Origin of the sequence: Pseudomonas sp. zjy_15 (assembly GCF_043101865.1) — a bacterium.
GTDB classification, from domain to species: Bacteria; Pseudomonadota; Gammaproteobacteria; order Pseudomonadales; family Pseudomonadaceae; genus Aquipseudomonas; species Aquipseudomonas putida_Y.
In genome coordinates, this window is the sequence record NZ_JBICII010000108.1 from 91,987 (window position 1) to 108,667 (window position 16,681).

Sequence of the window (16,681 nt, forward strand, 5' to 3'; positions counted from 1 at the left end):
GCGCCAACACACAACTATTCATAAGAGCTTCATCTATGCCGCCTTTGATCAAGACATGGCTGACCCTCTGCCTATTATTGCCCTTGGCCGCCCACGCCACCAATCGTGAGCAACGTCTTCCCAATGGTTTCACCGGCTACACGACCAACGCCTCGGTGAAACGCGCCCCCGTCAAACAGACCGCGCTACACGCCCGCCCAAGCAATGCCGCCAGCAGCCACGGTGCGCAGGTCACCGCCATGTCGCCGAAGCAAAGCAGCGATGTGCTCAGCCGTGCGGTAAATGTGCTCGGCACCCCTTATGTTTGGGGCGGCAGCAGCCCGAAAAAAGGCTTTGACTGCAGCGGGCTGGTCAAATACGCCTTCAACGACATCGCCGACGTCGATCTGCCGCGCACCTCCAATGCGATGGCCAAGGGCCACGGGGTGAAAGTGGCCAAGAAAGATCTGAAGCCTGGCGACCTGATTTTCTTCAACATCAAGAGCCGTCGGGTCAATCACGTCGCCATCTACCTGGGTAACGACCGTTTCATCCACGCTCCACGCCGTGGCAAGCGCGTGAGTATCGATACCTTGAGCAAGCCTTACTGGCAGAAGCACTACGTGGTGGCCAAGCGGGTGCTGCCGAAAGAGCATCAACAGCTGAACCTGGCCAAGCGTTAATCTGATCGGCGCTATCCGGTACCGGCCCCTTCGCGGGCACGCCCGCTCCCACAGGTACCGCGTCGCTCTCGCGGGCAGCGCCATACCTGTGGGAGCGGGCGCGCCCGCGAAAGGGCCTTTGCAGGTACTACTAGCTTTTGATCAACCCTCGCTCCCTCAGCCTCCGCAACGCCCCCTCCATCGTCCGCATCCCCTCTGCCGCGCCGCCCTGCATCACCGAAGACAACTGCGCCAACCGCCCCTCCCGAACCAGGTTACGCACCGCCGGCGTCGCCACCAGCACTTCCCGCACAGCCACCCGCCCACCGCCCACGCGCCTGACCAGCACCTGCGCGACCACCAGGCGCAGCGACTCGGCCAGCATCGCCCGCACCAACGGTTTTTCCTCGGCAGCAAAAACCTCCACCAACCTGTCGAGGCTGCTGGTCGCCGAACGCGCATGCACGGTTGCCAGCACCAGGTGCCCGGTTTCGGCCGCGCGCAGGGCCAGGCGAATGGTTTCCAGGTCGCGCAACTCGCCGATCATGATCACATCCGGATCCTGGCGCAGCGCACTGCGTAGCCCCTGAGCAAAGCCGCGGCTATGGCGCCCCATCTCACGCTGGTTGACCAGGCTGCGCTGGCTGCCATGGATGACCTCGACAGGGTCTTCCAAAGTAATGATGTGCAGTGCCCGCTCGCGGTTCAGTTGGTCGAGCAGCGTTGCCAGGGTGCTGGACTTGCCACTGCCGGTCGGCCCGCCCACGAGGATCAAGCCATCACTGCATTGCGCAACAGCTTGAAACACATCCGCAAGGTCCAGCTCGCTCACCGTGGCAATTCGCCCCGGAATCAGCCGAAAGGTCGCCGCCGGGCCATTCAACTGGCGAAACAGGTTCAGCCGAAAGCGCCCAAGCGTCGGCAACTCCAGCGCAAGGTCCAGTTCATCGCCTTGGGCCCACTGCTGGTGCTGGTGGTCATCCAGCAAGCTCGCCATGCCCTCGATCAAGGCACCCGCGCTCAAGGGTGGCAAGCCCATACGCTGCAACTCGCCATCCAGACGCAGCATCGGAATCTGGCCCGTCGCCAGGTGCAGGTCCGAAGCCCCCGCATCCACAGCTCGGGCCAACAGGTCGGTCACATCCATGAGACTCCCCAAAGGCCTTCAAGCAGGTAGAATGCCGCAGACCCTACAGCTGCCGGCATTGATCCATGTCCACCCTAGCAGACAACCTTTCCGCGATTTCCGCCCGTATCGCCAGTGCTGCCCAGGCAGTCGGGCGTAATCCGGCCAGCGTCCAGTTGCTGGCCGTGAGCAAGACCAAGCCCGCCAGCGCTATCCGTGAGATCCATGCCGCCGGTGTGCGCGACTTCGGGGAAAATTACCTACAGGAAGCACTGACAAAGCAGCAGGCGCTCAGCGACTTGCCCTTGATCTGGCACTTCATCGGCCCCATTCAGTCGAACAAGACCAAAGCCATTGCCGAGCACTTCGACTGGGTACATTCCGTGGACCGCATGAAAATTGCCCAACGCCTGTCGGAACAGCGCCCTGCCGGCCTGGCACCGCTGAACATCTGCCTGCAGGTAAACGTCAGCGGCGAAGACAGTAAATCCGGCTGCGCCCCGGCCGACCTGCCCGCGCTGGCCGCAGCCGTAGCCGCACTGCCCAACCTGCGCCTGCGCGGGCTGATGGCAATTCCCGAACCCACCGAAGACCGCGCCACCCAAGAGGCCGCGTTCGCCAGCCTGCGCAAGTTGCAGGAAGGCCTGGGGCTTGGCCTGGACACCCTGTCCATGGGCATGAGCCACGACCTGGAAGCGGCCATCGCCCAGGGTGCGACGTGGGTACGGATTGGCACGGCCCTGTTCGGTGCCCGCGACTACGGCAACACTTGATTCCATGTTTCACTCACTCTTTCCCACAAGGACCTGACATGAGCAAGACACGTATTGCCTTTATCGGCGCCGGCAACATGGCCGCCAGCCTGATCGGTGGTCTGCGTGCCCAGGGCCTGGACGCCTCGCAGATCCGCGCCAGCGACCCGGGCGCCGAGACCCGCAGTCGCATCCAGGCCGAGCACGGCATTGAAGCGTTCGAGGACAACGCCCAGGCCATCGATGGCGCCGACGTCATCGTGCTGGCGGTCAAGCCACAAGTCATGAAAACCGTCTGTCAGGCGTTGCAACCCAACCTGCAGGATGGCCAGCTGATCGTTTCCATCGCCGCCGGTATCACGTGCGCCAGCCTGCAAAGCTGGGTGGGCGCTCGCCCGGTAGTGCGCTGCATGCCCAACACCCCGGCATTGCTGCGCCAAGGCGTGAGCGGCCTGTACGCCACCGCTGAAGTGTCCGGCGAACAGCGTCAGCAGGCCGAACAACTGCTGTCGGCCGTGGGCACCGCCCTGTGGCTGGAGCAGGAACAGCAACTGGACGCCGTGACTGCTGTGTCCGGCAGTGGCCCGGCGTACTTCTTCCTGCTGATCGAGGCCATGACTGCGGCCGGCGAAAAACTCGGCCTGCCACGCGAAACCGCCTCCCAACTGACCTTGCAGACGGCCCTGGGCGCCGCGCGCATGGCGGTTGCAAGCGATGTCGATGCCGCCGAACTGCGCCGCCGCGTCACCTCGCCCGCCGGCACCACGGAAGCGGCGATCAAGTCGTTCCAGGCCAGCGGCTTCGAAGCCATCGTCGAGCAGGCGCTGCAGGCTGCAGCCACGCGCTCCGCCGAGCTGGCCGAACAACTGGGCAAATAAGGAGCTTTAGATGAATGCACTGTCAGGCGCCGCGATTTTCGTGGTGCAAACCCTGGTAAGCCTTTACCTGGTAATCGTCCTGCTGCGCTTCGTACTGCAGTTGGTCAAGGCCAACTTCTACAACCCGCTGTGCCAGTTCGCAGTTCGTGCCACCCAACCACTGCTCAAGCCGATCCGCCGGATCATCCCCAGCGTTGGCGGGCTGGACACCTCGTCGCTGCTGCTGGCGGTGGTTATCCAGGCCCTGCTGATGGGCTTCGTGCTGATGGTCACCTACGGTACCTTCGGTGACGTCCTGCACCTGCTGATGTGGGCGATCATCGGCATCACCTCGCTGTTCCTGAAGATTTTCTGGGTGGCAATGATCGTCATGGTGATCGTGTCCTGGGTTGCACCCAACAGCCACAACCCGGCGGCCGAACTGGCCTACCAGATCAGCGAGCCAGTGCTGGCGCCATTCCGCCGCCTGGTACCAAATCTGGGCGGCATGGACATCTCGCCGATCTTCGCCTTCCTGGCGATCCAGGTAATCCAGTCGTTTGTCATGCCCCCACTGGCTGCCTACGCCGGCATGCCTCAAGAGCTGTGGCGAATGATCTGAGGCTCGCCAGAGCCAGCTTGCCCCCAGTCGCAAGCCTTTGCTTGCCGCTGGGGGTAGCGCTCTTTAGACTTACGCCTCCGTCAAGCGTGAGCAGGGTCGATGTCAACTGTCTTTCCCGAAGATTCCGTCGGTCTGGTAGTACCGCAAACCGCCCGGTTCGATGAACCGCTGGCACTGGCCTGTGGCCGCTCACTGGCCAGTTACGAACTGGTCTACGAGACCTATGGCACCCTGAACGCCAGCGCGAGCAATGCCGTGCTGATCTGCCATGCCCTGTCCGGCCACCACCATGCCGCGGGCTACCATGCCGCCACCGACCGCAAGCCGGGCTGGTGGGACAGCTGCATCGGCCCCGGCAAGCCGATCGATACCAACCGCTTCTTCGTGGTCAGCCTGAACAACCTCGGCGGCTGCAACGGCAGCACCGGCCCCAGCAGCATCAACCCTGCCACCGGCAAACCGTATGGCGCCGATTTCCCCGTACTGACCGTAGAGGACTGGGTACACAGCCAGGTGCGCCTGGGCGAGCGCCTGGGCATCCAGCAATGGGCCGCTGTCGTCGGCGGCAGCCTTGGCGGCATGCAGGCGCTGCAATGGACCATCAGCTACCCCGAGCGTGTGCGCCATTGCGTCGACATTGCCTCGGCGCCCAAGCTGTCGGCGCAGAACATCGCCTTCAACGAGGTGGCGCGCCAGGCCATTCTCACCGACCCGGAGTTCCATGGCGGTTCGTTCCAGGACCAGGGCGTGATCCCCAAACGGGGCCTGATGCTGGCACGCATGGTCGGGCACATTACCTATCTGTCCGACGACTCGATGGGTGAAAAATTCGGCCGTGAGCTGAAAAGCGACAAGCTCAACTACGACTTCCACAGCGTCGAGTTTCAGGTCGAAAGCTACCTGCGCTATCAGGGCGAGGAGTTTTCCGGCCGTTTCGATGCCAATACCTACCTGCTGATGACCAAGGCACTGGACTATTTCGACCCGGCCGCCACGAACGGTGGTGACCTGGCAGCCACCCTGGCCCACGTCACGGCGGACTACTGCATCATGTCGTTCACCACCGACTGGCGCTTCTCTCCGGCCCGTTCACGTGAGATCGTCAACGCGCTGATGGCCGCGCGCAAGAACGTCTGTTACCTGGAGATCGATTCGCCCTACGGGCACGATGCCTTCCTGATCCCCACACCTCGCTACATGCAGGGTTTCTCGAACTACATGAACCGCATTGCCATCTGAGGACAGCATGAGAGCCGATCTGGAAATCATCCACGACTGGATTCCCGCCGGCAGCCGGGTACTCGACCTGGGCTGCGGTAGCGGCGAACTGCTGGCCTCGCTGCGTGACCGCAAGCAGGTCACCGGCTATGGCCTGGAAATCGACGCCGACAACATCGCCGCCTGCGTGGCCAAAGGCGTCAACGTCATCGAACAAGACCTGGACAAAGGCCTGGGCAACTTTGCCAGCGACAGCTTCGACGTGGTGATCATGACCCAAGCCCTGCAGGCCGTGGAATACCCTGACCGCATCCTCGACGAAATGCTGCGGGTGGGCCGTCAGTGCATCATCACCTTCCCCAACTTCGGTCACTGGCGTTGCCGCTGGTACCTGGCGACCAAAGGCCGCATGCCGGTATCGGACTTCATGCCTTATACCTGGTACAACACGCCGAACATCCATTTCTGCACCTTCGCCGACTTCGAAGAACTTGTGCACGAACGCCGGGCCAAGGTACTCGACCGCCTGGCGGTCGACCACTTGCACCGCAATGGGTGGGGCGGCCGGCTATGGCCTAATCTTCTAGGTGAGATCGGCATCTACCGCGTCAGCAGTTCGGGCCTGCAAGAGCAGCCGCTCGCGGTCTGACGCCCACCGGAGGAATCGCCCCATGCGCCGCCTAGCCCTGTTCCTGATCAGCCTGTGCCTGGCCCTGCCAGTACTGGCTGCCGATGCCGCACGCCCCGAGCGCAAGGAGGTATTTGGCGACGTGACGGTGCACTACAGCGCGTTCACGTCGAGCATGCTCACGCCCGAGGTGGCCGCGGCCACCGGCCTGGTTCGCAGCAAGAACCAGGGCGTGCTCAACATTACCGTACTCAAGGCCAGCAAACCGGCCACAGCGGTGGTCAGCGGCACGATCAAGGACCTGACCGGGCGCAGCAGCCCGCTGTCGTTCAAGCAGATTACCGAACAGGGCGCGGTGTACTACATCGCCCAGTTCAAGATCGACCAGCCAGAAACCGTCACCTTCGACCTGAACATCGAAACCGGCGGCATCAGCAACTCTCTCCGCTTCAACCAGGAAGTGTTCCCAGGCGAATGATGAATTTCCAGCAACTCGTATTGGCCAGCCACAACGCCGGCAAACTCAAGGAACTCCAGGCCATGCTCGGCCAATCCGTGCAACTGCGCTCGATTGGTGAGTTCAGCCAGGTCGAGCCGGAAGAAACCGGCCTGTCGTTCGTCGAGAACGCCATCCTCAAGGCGCGCAACGCCGCCCGCATTTCCGGCCTGCCGGCCCTGGCCGATGACTCCGGTCTGGCGGTGGATTTCCTCGGCGGCGCGCCGGGCATCTACTCGGCACGCTATGCCGATGGCCAGGGTGACGCGGCAAACAACGCCAAGCTGCTCGAAGCCTTGAAAGACGTGCCTGAAGCTGAGCGCGGTGCACAGTTCGTCTGCGTTCTGGCACTGGTACGTCACGCCGACGACCCGTTGCCGATCCTGTGCGAAGGCCTGTGGCAAGGGCGCATCCTGTTCGAGGCCAGCGGTGAGCAGGGCTTTGGCTACGACCCGCTGTTCTGGGTACCGGAGCGCAACTGCTCCAGCGCCGATCTGCCCCCCGCAGACAAGAACCAGCTCAGCCACCGCGCCCGTGCCATGGCCCTGCTGCGCCAACGTCTGGGCCTGGCATGATCGAAATGCTGTCGCCCCCCGGTGCGGCAGGCTTTAGCAGCCTGCCGCCGCTGGCGCTGTACATCCACATTCCGTGGTGCGTACGCAAATGCCCTTATTGCGACTTCAACTCCCACGCTGCCGGGCCTGAGCTACCGGAAGATGCCTATGTCACAGCCCTGCTCGACGACCTCGACCAGGAACTGGCTGCCGTACAAGGCCGCCCGATCAGCTCGATCTTCTTCGGTGGCGGTACGCCAAGCCTGTTCAGTGCCAACGCCCTCGGCCGGCTGCTGCGGGGCGTAGAGCAGCGTATTGCGTTCGCGCCAGACATCGAGATTACCCTGGAAGCCAACCCGGGCACCTTTGAGCAGGACAAGTTCAAGGCCTACCGGCAGACGGGCATCAACCGCCTGTCGATCGGTGTGCAGAGCTTCCAGCCAACCAAGCTGGAAGCTCTTGGGCGCATCCACAATGGCGACGAAGCGGTTCGGGCCGCTGGCATGGCGCGCGCGGCCGGTTTCGACAATTTCAACATGGACCTGATGCACGGCCTGCCCGACCAGTCGCTGGACGACGCGCTGGCTGACCTGCGCCAGGCCATCGACCTGGGGCCGACACACCTGTCGTGGTATCAGCTGACCGTGGAACCGAACACGGTGTTCTGGAACCAGCCGCCAGAGCTGCCGGAAGACGATATCCTCTGGGATATTCAGGAAGCCGGCCAAACGCTGATGGCCGCGCACGGCTACCGCCAGTACGAGGTATCGGCCTACGCCCAGGCAGGCCGCGCCGCCCGGCACAACCTCAACTACTGGCGCTTCGGCGACTTCATCGGCATTGGCGCCGGCGCCCACGGCAAGCTCACTTTCGCCGACGGGCGCATCCTGCGTACCTGGAAGACTCGCCTGCCCAAGGACTACCTGAACCTGGCCAAACCGTTCAAGGCCGGCGAGAAGCTGCTGCCAGTCGAGGAACTGCCGTTCGAGTTCCTGATGAACGCCCTGCGCCTGACCGATGGCGTGGAAGCCGACTTGTTCACCCAACGCACCGGCTTGCCACTGGCACAGCTGCATGAGGCACGCCGCGCCGCCGAACAAAAGGGCCTTTTGCAGGTCGAACCGGATCGACTGGTGGCCACCGCAAGGGGCCAACTGTTCCTCAATGACCTGCTGCAGTATTTCTTGACCTGAGGATGACCCATGGATCTGGTACTTGATCTGCTCGCGACGGTTTCCCGCTGGAGCCGCAGCAACCTGTCGGAGATTTCACTGGCCTTGGTAGGCTGCTTGCTGGTGCTGTTCGGCACCGATGTCAAAGCCTGGGCCGAGCAGCGCCTGGGCGGCCTCGCCGGCGCCCTGCGCGTGCCGTTCATGGCGCTGATGGTGATGATCGGCAGCGGTGCTGCGCTGATCTATGCCACGCCGTGGGTGGTGAAGGGGCTGAGCCAGTTCAACAACTATGCGCTGGCGCCGGTGTTGCTGGTGGTGCTGGTGTTGATTGGCGTGGTGGCGGATCGCCGCGGCTGAGCCAATGGCCCCTGGGTCAACTGTCTTGCTCAACATTTGAAAGACCTGCGCGGCCGCCTGTAGGAGCGGGTTTACCCGCGAAGAGGCCGGCCCTGCTGGCCAATTTCCACCCGCCATTCACTGTTGCTGCCGCCACCGTATTCGCGGGTAAACCCGCTCCTACACAGATGGGTGGTGGACACACATCGGTGGTTGGACACAGCCCACTGTAGGAGCGGGTTTACCCGCGAAAGGGCCGGCCCTGCTGGCCAATTTCCCCGCCGTTCACCGTTGCCGCCGCCACCGTATTCGCGGGTAAACCCGCTCCTACACAGACTGGTGGTGGACACATCTCGGGGTTGGACACAGACCGCTGTAGGAGCGGGTTCACCCGCGAATGGGCCGGCCCTGCTGGCCAATCTCCACCCGCCGCTCACCGTCGCAGCCGCCCGCGAACACCGGCAAAGCCGGTGCCATCCACCGCGTTGGTTTCTTCGCGGGCATGCCCTGAGATGTTGTGTATTACCGAAAAAAAACCGCCCTTCTCAAGGCGGTTATTTTCGCCTGCATTCCTGCAGGCATCAGCACATCGAAAAGCCGTATCAGCCGCTCAATCCACCTTCTCGAACTTCAAGTCCCACACCCCATGCCCCAACCGCTCACCGCGGCGTTCGAACTTGGTGATCGGGCGCTCTTCGGGGCGCGGCACATAGGTGCCGTCTGCCGCACGGTTGCGATAGCCCGGGGCAGCGCTCATTACCTCCAGCATGTACTCGGCATACGGCTCCCAATCGGTGGCCATGTGGAACACGCCACCGGGCTTGAGCTTGCGACGTACCAGCTCGGCGAACTCCAGCTGGACAATGCGGCGCTTGTGGTGACGCGCCTTGTGCCAAGGGTCTGGGAAGAACAGCATCAATCGATCGAGGCTATTATCCGCCACGCAGCGGTTCAGCACCTCGATGGCATCACAGTCATACACCCGCAGGTTTTTCAGCCCCTGAGTCAGCACGCCATTGAGCAGCGCGCCAACACCCGGGCGGTGCACTTCCACACCGATGAAGTCCTGCTCCGGTGCGGCAGCGGCCATTTCCAGCAGGGAATGGCCCATGCCGAAGCCGATCTCCAAGGTGCGCGGGGCCGAGCGGCCGAACACCTGGTCGTAGTCAACCGGGCTGTCAGCCAGTGGCAGGATGTACAGCGGGCCGCCTTGGTCAAGGCCGCGTTGCTGGCCTTCGGTCATGCGCCCGGCACGCATCACGAAGCTCTTGATGCGGCGGTGTGGGCGGGCTTCGCCGTCGGGGGTGATCGGCGTATCGTGCGATTCAGTCATCAGTTGCTCTTACTTGATCAGACCATCCAGCGGCGAAGAGGCGCTGGCATAGAGTTTCTTCGGCATACGACCGGCCAGATAGGCCATGCGACCCGCGACAATGGCGTGCTTCATGGCCTCGGCCATCAGCACTGGCTGCTGGGCATGGGCGATGGCCGAGTTCATCAGCACCGCCTCACAGCCCATTTCCATGGCGATGGTGGCGTCGGATGCGGTACCCACACCGGCATCGACCAGCACCGGCACCTTGGATTCTTCCAGGATGATCTGCAGGTTGTAAGGGTTGCAAATACCCAGGCCGGTGCCAATCAGGCCAGCCAGCGGCATGACTGCGATGCAGCCGACTTCGGCCAGCTGACGGGCGATGATCGGATCATCGCTGGTGTAGACCATGACGTCGAAACCTTCCTTGACCAGCACTTCGGCAGCCTTGAGGGTTTCGATCACGTTGGGGAACAGGGTTTTCTGGTCAGCCAGCACTTCCAGCTTCACCAGCGTGCGGGACTCGTGCGATTTGCGCCCATCGAGCAGTTCGCGCGCCAGACGGCAAGTGCGTACCGCTTCCACTGCATCAAAGCAGCCTGCAGTGTTCGGCAGGATGGTGTACTTGTCAGGCGACAGCACATCGAGCAGGTTCGGCTCGCCCGCGTTCTGGCCAAGGTTGGTGCGGCGCACAGCGACAGTGACGATTTCGGCACCCGAGGCCTCGGTGGCCAGGCGGGTTTCTTCCATGTCACGGTACTTGCCGGTACCGACCAGCAGGCGCGACTGGAAAGTACGCCCGGCCAGGGTGAAGGGCTTGTCGCTACGAACGTTGCTCATCGTTGTTCCTCGGGAAAAGGTTGCAGGGCTTGCTTGTGAACCGCCGGGCTGCTGTCAGCCGCCACCGATGGCGTGGACCACTTCGACCTGGTCACCGTCATTCAGCAGCGTACTGTCGTGCTGGCTGCGCGGCACGATATCCAGGTTCAGTTCCACTGCAACACGGCGCCCGGTCAGCTCAAGGCGCGCCAGCAGGGCTGCAACGCTTTCGCCGGCAGGCAGTTCGTAAGGTTCACCGTTCAATTTAATGCGCATGCGCACGGCCACCATTGTTCTTTGGGGCCAGCATTCTAGCGCCGAACCGCCCTGCAACCCAAGGGCGGTGCGCGCCATTAGTCGTGATTGTGGACCACTCGGTCAGCCCAGCCGCCAGGCTGCCAGGCCCAGGCACAACCAGCCGCCGAGGAAGCACAAGCCACCAATCGGGGTGATGATGCCAAGCTTGCCGAGGCCACTGAGGGTCAGTAGGTACAGGCTGCCGGAGAACAGCAGGATGCCCAACGCAAACAGGCCGCCGGCCCACCCCACCAGGCGCCCGGGCAGGTGCGCCGAGAGCACCGCAACGCCGAAAATCGCCAAGGCATGGACCAGTTGGTAAGTCACGCCAGTATGGAAGATCGCCAGGTAGTCAGCCGTCAGCCGGTTTTTCAGGCCATGAGCGGCGAAGGCGCCCAGGGCGACCCCGGTAAAGCCAAAAAAGGCGGCAAGCATCAGGAAGCTGCGAAGCATGGGACGACTCCTTGTATCGGGTCTGTATAATGGCCCCTTCCACCCTTAGGGCCAAGCCATCGACATGCTGTCAACGCTTATCCGTCGCCTCTCCCGTGCCCTGCTCTGGTTCGTTGCCGGCAGCATCGTACTGGTGCTGGTGTTCCGCTGGATCCCACCGCCCGGCACGGCGCTGATGGTCGAGCGCAAGGTACAGTCTTGGGTGAGTGGTGAACCGATCGACCTGCAGCGCGACTGGGAGCCATGGGAGAACATCTCCGATCAGCTCAAGGTTGCGGTCATTGCTGGCGAGGACCAGAAGTTCGCCAGCCACTGGGGTTTCGACATCCCGGCCATTCAGGCGGCCCTGGCGCACAACGAGCGCGGCGGTAATATTCGCGGCGCCAGCACCCTGACCCAACAAGTGGCCAAGAATCTCTTCCTGTGGTCAGGCCGCAGCTGGTTTCGCAAGGGACTGGAGGCCTGGTTCACTGCACTGATCGAGCTGTTCTGGTCGAAGGAAAGGATTCTCGAGGTCTATTTGAACAGCGCTGAGTGGGGCAAGGGCGTGTTTGGTGCCCAGGCGGCGGCGCGTTATCACTTTGGTGTCGACGCCAGCCGGCTCAGCCGTCAGCAGGCAGCGCAGCTGGCTGCGGTGCTGCCTAGCCCGATCAAGTGGAGCGCCAGCCGGCCGAGTGCGTATGTGGCCAGCCGGGCCAGCTGGATTCGCCGGCAGATGAGCCAGTTGGGCGGGCCCAGCTACTTGATGCAGCTGGGCTCATCCAGAAAGCTTTGAATGCAGGCCCGGCCCTTTCGCGGGTAAACCCGCTCCTACGGGCAACCGCACCCCCGGCCTCCTCGCGGGCAAACCCGCTCCTACGGGCAACCGCATCCCCGGCCTCCTCACGGGCAAACCCGCGCCTACGGGCAACCGCATCCCCGGCCTCCTCGCGGGCAAACCCGCGCCTACGGGCAACCGCATCCCCGGCCTCCTCGCGGGCAAACCCGCACCTACGGGCAACCGCATCCCCGGCCTCCTCGCGGGCAAACCCGCGCCTACGGGCAACCGCATCTCCTGTAGGAGCGGGTTTACCCGCGAAGAGGCCAGCAAAACCAGCACAAACAAAAAAGCCGCTCACCCCATTCGGGTCAGCGGCTTTTCTTTACAACCCAGACTCGATCAGGCAGCGATCAGGGCCTTGACCTTATTCATCGCATTCTTCTCCAGTTGGCGAATACGCTCCGCCGATACGCTGTACTTGTCTGCCAGTTCATGCAGCGTGGCCTTCTCTTCCGCCAGCCAACGCTGGTAGAGAATGTCGCGGCTACGCTCGTCCAGGCCTTGCAGCGCTTCGTGCAGGTTGCTGGTGGAGTTGTCACTCCAGTCGGCATCCTCCAGCTGCACCGCCGGATCGTAACGGTGGTCTTCCAGGTAATGCGCAGGCGACTGGAAGGCGCTGTCGTCGTCAGCTTCCGCTGCCGGGTCAAAGGCCATGTCCTGGCCACTGAGGCGGCTTTCCATCTCGCGCACTTCACGCGGCTCGACGCCAAGGCTTTCCGCCACGCGATGCACTTCGTCGTTGTTCAGCCACGCCAGACGCTTCTTCTGGCTACGCAGGTTGAAGAACAGCTTGCGCTGAGCCTTGGTGGTAGCCACCTTCACGATGCGCCAGTTGCGCAGAATGAACTCGTGGATCTCTGCCTTGATCCAGTGCACGGCGAACGATACCAGACGCACGCCCATTTCCGGGTTGAAGCGCTTGACGGCTTTCATCAGGCCGACGTTGCCTTCCTGGATCAGGTCAGCCTGTGCCAACCCGTAGCCGGCATAGCTACGGGCGATATGTACAACAAAACGCAGGTGGGCCATCACCATCTGACGAGCGGCCTCGACATCCTGCTCATAATAGAGACGCTCGCCCAGATCACGCTCCTGCTCGACCGTCAGCAGCGGGATGCTGTTGACCGTGTGCACGTAGGCTTCCAGGTTTGCACCGGGTACCAGGGCATAGGCAGGTTGCAACGATGTGGTCATTCAAGAACCTCCGACTTACAAAACTCGCACCTTGTGGGCGCTGCCAACATTGACCCGGAACGACGGTACAAGTTCCGTAGTGAAGAAAATGTCAATGCTGGCAGGTAAAAACTATCGCGGCGCCAGCTCGTTCAAGTGGCGGGCGACTGCAATCCATGCACCGATATACCCCAACAGCACGGCTCCGATCAAGAGCGACAGACCATCGGAAGCCGGGACGCCGCCCAGGGCGAAGTCACTGCCATACAGCCCGGAAAGCCCTACCACCGCCTCGTTCAGCCAGTTCAGGCCAAACGCCAGGATGCCCCACGCCAGCAGGCCTGCGCCCAGGCCATACAGGGCGCCCATGTACAGGAAAGGCCGGCGCACGTAGGCGTCGGTGCCGCCGACCAGCTTGATCACTTCGATCTCGATTCGGCGGTTTTCAATGTGTAGACGAATTGTGTTACCGATTACTAACAGCAGGGCAGAAATCAGCATCACGGCCAGTCCGAAGACGAAGCGGTCACCCAACTTGAGGATGGCTGCCAGGCGCTCGACCCAGACCAGGTCCAGTTGCGCCACGTCCACCCGCGGCAACTCCGACAGGCGCTGACGCAAGGCTTCCAGGGCCGGCTTGTCGACCTCGGTCGGGGTTACCACCACCACACCCGGCAGTGGGTTGTCTGGCAGTTCGCGCAGGGCCTCGCCCAGCCCGGACTGCTGCTGGAACTCCTCCAGCGCCTGCTCGCGGCTGACATACTGGGCGTCCGCCACCCCAGGCATGCCCTTGATCTCGTCGCGCAGCGCTTCGCCATCGCGGCTGCCGGCATCAAGCTTGAGGTACAGCGAAATCTGCGCAGCGCGCTGCCACGAACCGCCAAGCTGCTCGACGTTCTTCAGCAACAAGGACAGGCCCATCGGCATGCTCAACGCCACTGCCATCACCAGGCAGGTGAAGAAACTGCCGATCGGCTGCTTGCCCAGGCGGCGCAGGCTGTCGGCCAAGCTGGCACGGTGGCTTTCCAGCCAGGCATGCAGCAGGGTGCGGAAGTCCGGGCCATCATCGTCTTCACCGCGTTTTTTCTTCGCAGGTTGCGGATCGGCCGGTTTCGGTGCGACCCGCTCGGAAACCTTCGGCGTACGTGTAGTGTTCATTGCCCGGCCTCCCCATCGCCGATCAAGCGGCCGCGTTGCAAGGTCAGCATGCGGTGGCGCATGCGCGCGATCAGTGCCAGGTCGTGGCTGGCGATCAATACCGTCGTGCCCAGGCGGTTGATGTCCTCGAACACGCCCATGATCTCTGCAGCCAGGCGCGGGTCGAGGTTACCGGTGGGCTCGTCGGCCAGCAGCAGCGCCGGCTGGTGAACGATGGCGCGGGCGATACCCACCCGCTGCTGCTGCCCGGTGGACAGGTCGGCCGGGAACAGCTCGCCTTTGTCGGACAGCGATACACGCTCCAGGGCCGAGTCCACGCGCTTGGCGATCTCGAGCTTGGACAGGCCGAGAATCTGCAGCGGCAAGGCAATGTTGTTGAATACCGTGCGGTCGAACAACAGCTGGTGGTTCTGGAACACCACGCCGATCTGCCGGCGCAGGAACGGGATTTGCGCATTGCTGATCTGGCCCAGGTCCTGCCCTGCCAGCATCAGCTTGCCGCTGGTCGGGCGCTCCATGGCCAGCAACAGGCGCAGCAAGGTGCTCTTGCCAGCGCCCGAGTGGCCGGTGACGAACAGGAATTCGCCCCGGCGCGCCCGGAAACTCAGCTCATGCAAACCCACATGACCGTTGGGATAGCGCTTGGCAACCTGCTCGAATCGGATCATGGTCAATCTCGCTCGGCGAACAGAGCCTTGACGAACGGCTCGGCTTCGAAGGTACGCAGGTCGTCGATGCCTTCACCGACACCGATGAAACGGATCGGGATGTTGAACTGCTTGGCCAGGGCGAAGATCACCCCGCCCTTGGCAGTGCCGTCCAGCTTGGTCAGGGCCAGGCCGGTCAGCTCGACGCTCTGGTTGAAGTACTTGGCCTGACTGATGGCGTTCTGGCCGGTGCCGGCGTCAAGCACCAGCAGCACCTCGTGCGGTGCCTCAACGTCGAGCTTGCCGATGACCCGGCGGACCTTCTTCAGCTCTTCCATCAGGTTGTCCTTGGTGTGCAGGCGGCCGGCAGTGTCGGCGATCAGCACGTCGACGCCACGGGCCTTGGCGGCCTGCACGGCATCGAAGATCACCGAAGCTGAGTCGGCGCCGGTATGCTGGGCGATCACCGGAATCTGGTTACGCTCGCCCCACACCTGCAACTGCTCGACCGCTGCTGCACGGAAGGTATCACCGGCAGCCAGCATGACCTTCTTGCCTTCCAGTTGCAGCTTTTTCGCCAGTTTGCCGATAGTGGTGGTCTTGCCGGCACCGTTGACGCCAACCACGAGGATCACATAAGGCTTGTTCTGGGCCTGTACACTCAGCGGCTGCTCGACCGGGCGCAGCAGCGCAGCCAGTTCTTCCTGCAACGATTTGTACAGGGCATCGGCATCGGCCAACTGCTTGCGCGCAACCTTCTGGGTCAGGTTCTGGACGATGGCCGAGGTAGCCTCCACACCCACGTCGGCGGTCAGCAGGCGCGTCTCGATTTCGTCGAGCAGGTCGTCGTCGATGACCTTCTTGCCGAGGAACAGGCTGGCCATGCCCTCGCCGATGCTGGCACTGGTCTTGGACAGGCCTTGCTTGAGGCGCGCGAAGAAGCCGGGCTTGGCCTGTTCGACGGGTGCAGCAACAGAGGCCACGGGGGCTGGCACCGCGCGCTCCGGGATTGCCGGCGGTGCTTTTGGCTCCAGGTCCGGTACCAGGGCGACGGGCTCTTCGGCAACCGGCAACACCAGGTTGCTGACCGGCGCTGCGGCCTCGACAGGGGCGGACTCGACAGGGGCCGCCTGCAAGGGCATGGACGCGACCGGCTGCGGTGCAGGTGCCACCAGTGGCCGGGATGCGACCGGCTCGGGCTCAGGGGCCTGCAACGGCTGGGACGCTACCGGTTCAGGGGCGGGGGCCTCGACTACCGGGGGCCGGGCGGGTGCAGCGACCGGCTGCGGCACGGTCAGCTGTGGGGTCGCAGGGGCCTGGGCGGGTTCGGGGGCCTGTGGCGTTTCGGCGGTAGAACCCTCGACCGGAGCGGCTGCAGACTGCTCGACAGCGGGGGGGGCATTCGCGGGTACGTCCGCTCCCACAGGTGGCTGCGGCTTCTTGCGAAACCAGCTGAACAGGCCTTTCTTCTCACCAGCCTCGGCCGGCGCTTTTTTGTCGTCGTTGGAACCAAACATGGAAGACGGCTATCTCAGGGTAGCGATAGGCCAGCTATGGCCAATCGGGAATTCTCTCTACGCAGAACAGACTATCTTGA

The 16,681-nt window shown here is 63.1% G+C and carries 19 protein-coding genes and 1 pseudogene; 11 read left to right on the forward strand and 9 right to left on the reverse strand.

What is annotated here, in order from left to right; all coding sequences use genetic code 11:
* Nucleotides 1-35 precede the first annotated feature (35 nt).
* Nucleotides 36-662: a C40 family peptidase gene (locus tag ACF8EF_RS21335; RefSeq protein ID WP_176684778.1), complete on the forward strand. Its 627-nt coding sequence runs from the start codon at nucleotides 36-38 to the stop codon at nucleotides 660-662.
* 130 nt (nucleotides 663-792) lie between these two features.
* Here the strand turns inward: ACF8EF_RS21335 and ACF8EF_RS21340 are convergent, their stop codons facing one another.
* Nucleotides 793-1,788 carry a type IV pilus twitching motility protein PilT gene (locus ACF8EF_RS21340; protein WP_176684777.1) on the reverse strand — a complete coding sequence of 332 codons (996 nt, stop codon included), beginning with the start codon at nucleotides 1,786-1,788 and terminating at the stop codon, nucleotides 793-795.
* A 65-nt stretch (nucleotides 1,789-1,853) separates the two neighbouring features.
* Here ACF8EF_RS21340 and ACF8EF_RS21345 point away from each other — a divergent pair, with 65 nt between their 5' ends.
* The 9 genes from ACF8EF_RS21345 (at nucleotide 1,854) to ACF8EF_RS21385 (ending at nucleotide 8,423) form a co-directional block, all read left to right on the forward strand.
* The gene (locus ACF8EF_RS21345; RefSeq protein WP_176684776.1) at nucleotides 1,854-2,540 is read left to right on the forward strand and encodes a YggS family pyridoxal phosphate-dependent enzyme; all 687 of its coding nucleotides are present in this window, start codon (nucleotides 1,854-1,856) and stop codon (nucleotides 2,538-2,540) included.
* Between the two features lie 38 nt (nucleotides 2,541-2,578).
* Nucleotides 2,579-3,397 (forward strand): pyrroline-5-carboxylate reductase, encoded by an 819-nt coding sequence (proC, locus tag ACF8EF_RS21350; RefSeq protein ID WP_004575483.1) that lies wholly within the window; start codon nucleotides 2,579-2,581, stop codon nucleotides 3,395-3,397.
* Between the two features lie 10 nt (nucleotides 3,398-3,407).
* Nucleotides 3,408-3,998, forward strand: a complete 591-nt coding sequence (locus ACF8EF_RS21355) for a YggT family protein (protein ID WP_012053960.1) — start codon at nucleotides 3,408-3,410, stop codon at nucleotides 3,996-3,998.
* Nucleotides 3,999-4,097: 99 nt separating this feature from the next.
* Nucleotides 4,098-5,237, forward strand: a complete 1,140-nt coding sequence (locus ACF8EF_RS21360) for a homoserine O-acetyltransferase (RefSeq protein ID WP_339533676.1) — start codon at nucleotides 4,098-4,100, stop codon at nucleotides 5,235-5,237.
* Nucleotides 5,238-5,244: 7 nt separating this feature from the next.
* Nucleotides 5,245-5,865, forward strand: coding sequence for a methionine biosynthesis protein MetW (gene metW / locus ACF8EF_RS21365; protein WP_392460892.1), 621 nt, complete (start codon nucleotides 5,245-5,247; stop codon nucleotides 5,863-5,865).
* 22 nt (nucleotides 5,866-5,887) lie between these two features.
* The gene (locus ACF8EF_RS21370) at nucleotides 5,888-6,322 is read left to right on the forward strand and encodes a DUF4426 domain-containing protein (protein ID WP_021783663.1); all 435 of its coding nucleotides are present in this window, start codon (nucleotides 5,888-5,890) and stop codon (nucleotides 6,320-6,322) included.
* Nucleotides 6,319-6,915, forward strand: a complete 597-nt coding sequence (gene rdgB, locus ACF8EF_RS21375; protein WP_176684773.1) for an RdgB/HAM1 family non-canonical purine NTP pyrophosphatase — start codon at nucleotides 6,319-6,321, stop codon at nucleotides 6,913-6,915. Before ACF8EF_RS21370 ends, rdgB begins: the two co-directional genes overlap by 4 nt.
* Nucleotides 6,912-8,087: a radical SAM family heme chaperone HemW gene (gene hemW, locus ACF8EF_RS21380; protein ID WP_176684772.1), complete on the forward strand. Its 1,176-nt coding sequence runs from the start codon at nucleotides 6,912-6,914 to the stop codon at nucleotides 8,085-8,087. The genes rdgB and hemW overlap by 4 nt, the downstream gene beginning before the upstream one ends.
* Nucleotides 8,088-8,096: 9 nt before the next feature.
* Nucleotides 8,097-8,423, forward strand: coding sequence for a DUF3392 domain-containing protein (locus ACF8EF_RS21385; protein ID WP_003249095.1), 327 nt, complete (start codon nucleotides 8,097-8,099; stop codon nucleotides 8,421-8,423).
* A gap of 589 nt (nucleotides 8,424-9,012) precedes the next feature.
* Here ACF8EF_RS21385 and trmB read toward each other — a convergent pair.
* The 4 genes from trmB to ACF8EF_RS21405 form a co-directional block, all read right to left on the reverse strand.
* Nucleotides 9,013-9,735 carry a tRNA (guanosine(46)-N7)-methyltransferase TrmB gene (gene trmB / locus ACF8EF_RS21390; protein ID WP_004575478.1) on the reverse strand — a complete coding sequence of 241 codons (723 nt, stop codon included), beginning with the start codon at nucleotides 9,733-9,735 and terminating at the stop codon, nucleotides 9,013-9,015.
* Nucleotides 9,736-9,744: 9 nt separating this feature from the next.
* Complete coding sequence (locus tag ACF8EF_RS21395) at nucleotides 9,745-10,557, reverse strand: thiazole synthase (RefSeq protein ID WP_003249091.1); 813 nt, start codon at nucleotides 10,555-10,557, stop codon at nucleotides 9,745-9,747.
* Nucleotides 10,558-10,611: 54 nt separating this feature from the next.
* The gene (gene thiS / locus ACF8EF_RS21400) at nucleotides 10,612-10,812 is read right to left on the reverse strand and encodes a sulfur carrier protein ThiS (protein ID WP_003249090.1); all 201 of its coding nucleotides are present in this window, start codon (nucleotides 10,810-10,812) and stop codon (nucleotides 10,612-10,614) included.
* Between the two features lie 102 nt (nucleotides 10,813-10,914).
* Nucleotides 10,915-11,286: a DUF423 domain-containing protein gene (locus tag ACF8EF_RS21405; RefSeq protein ID WP_176684771.1), complete on the reverse strand. Its 372-nt coding sequence runs from the start codon at nucleotides 11,284-11,286 to the stop codon at nucleotides 10,915-10,917.
* 29 nt (nucleotides 11,287-11,315) lie between these two features.
* Here ACF8EF_RS21405 and mtgA point away from each other — a divergent pair.
* A pseudogene (mtgA, locus tag ACF8EF_RS21410) lies at nucleotides 11,316-12,061 on the forward strand (monofunctional biosynthetic peptidoglycan transglycosylase).
* Between the two features lie 384 nt (nucleotides 12,062-12,445).
* On the opposite strand, the gene rpoH reads toward mtgA, so the two are convergent.
* The 4 genes from rpoH to ftsY form a co-directional block, all read right to left on the reverse strand.
* Nucleotides 12,446-13,300, reverse strand: coding sequence for an RNA polymerase sigma factor RpoH (gene rpoH / locus ACF8EF_RS21415; RefSeq protein ID WP_003249083.1), 855 nt, complete (start codon nucleotides 13,298-13,300; stop codon nucleotides 12,446-12,448).
* Nucleotides 13,301-13,411: 111 nt separating this feature from the next.
* Nucleotides 13,412-14,437 (reverse strand): permease-like cell division protein FtsX, encoded by a 1,026-nt coding sequence (ftsX, locus tag ACF8EF_RS21420; protein ID WP_021783657.1) that lies wholly within the window; start codon nucleotides 14,435-14,437, stop codon nucleotides 13,412-13,414.
* Nucleotides 14,434-15,105 (reverse strand): cell division ATP-binding protein FtsE, encoded by a 672-nt coding sequence (gene ftsE / locus ACF8EF_RS21425; RefSeq protein WP_176684769.1) that lies wholly within the window; start codon nucleotides 15,103-15,105, stop codon nucleotides 14,434-14,436. The genes ftsX and ftsE overlap by 4 nt, the downstream gene beginning before the upstream one ends.
* A gap of 2 nt (nucleotides 15,106-15,107) precedes the next feature.
* Nucleotides 15,108-16,601 carry a signal recognition particle-docking protein FtsY gene (gene ftsY / locus ACF8EF_RS21430; RefSeq protein ID WP_392462451.1) on the reverse strand — a complete coding sequence of 498 codons (1,494 nt, stop codon included), beginning with the start codon at nucleotides 16,599-16,601 and terminating at the stop codon, nucleotides 15,108-15,110.
* Between the last annotated feature and the right edge of the window lie 80 nt (nucleotides 16,602-16,681).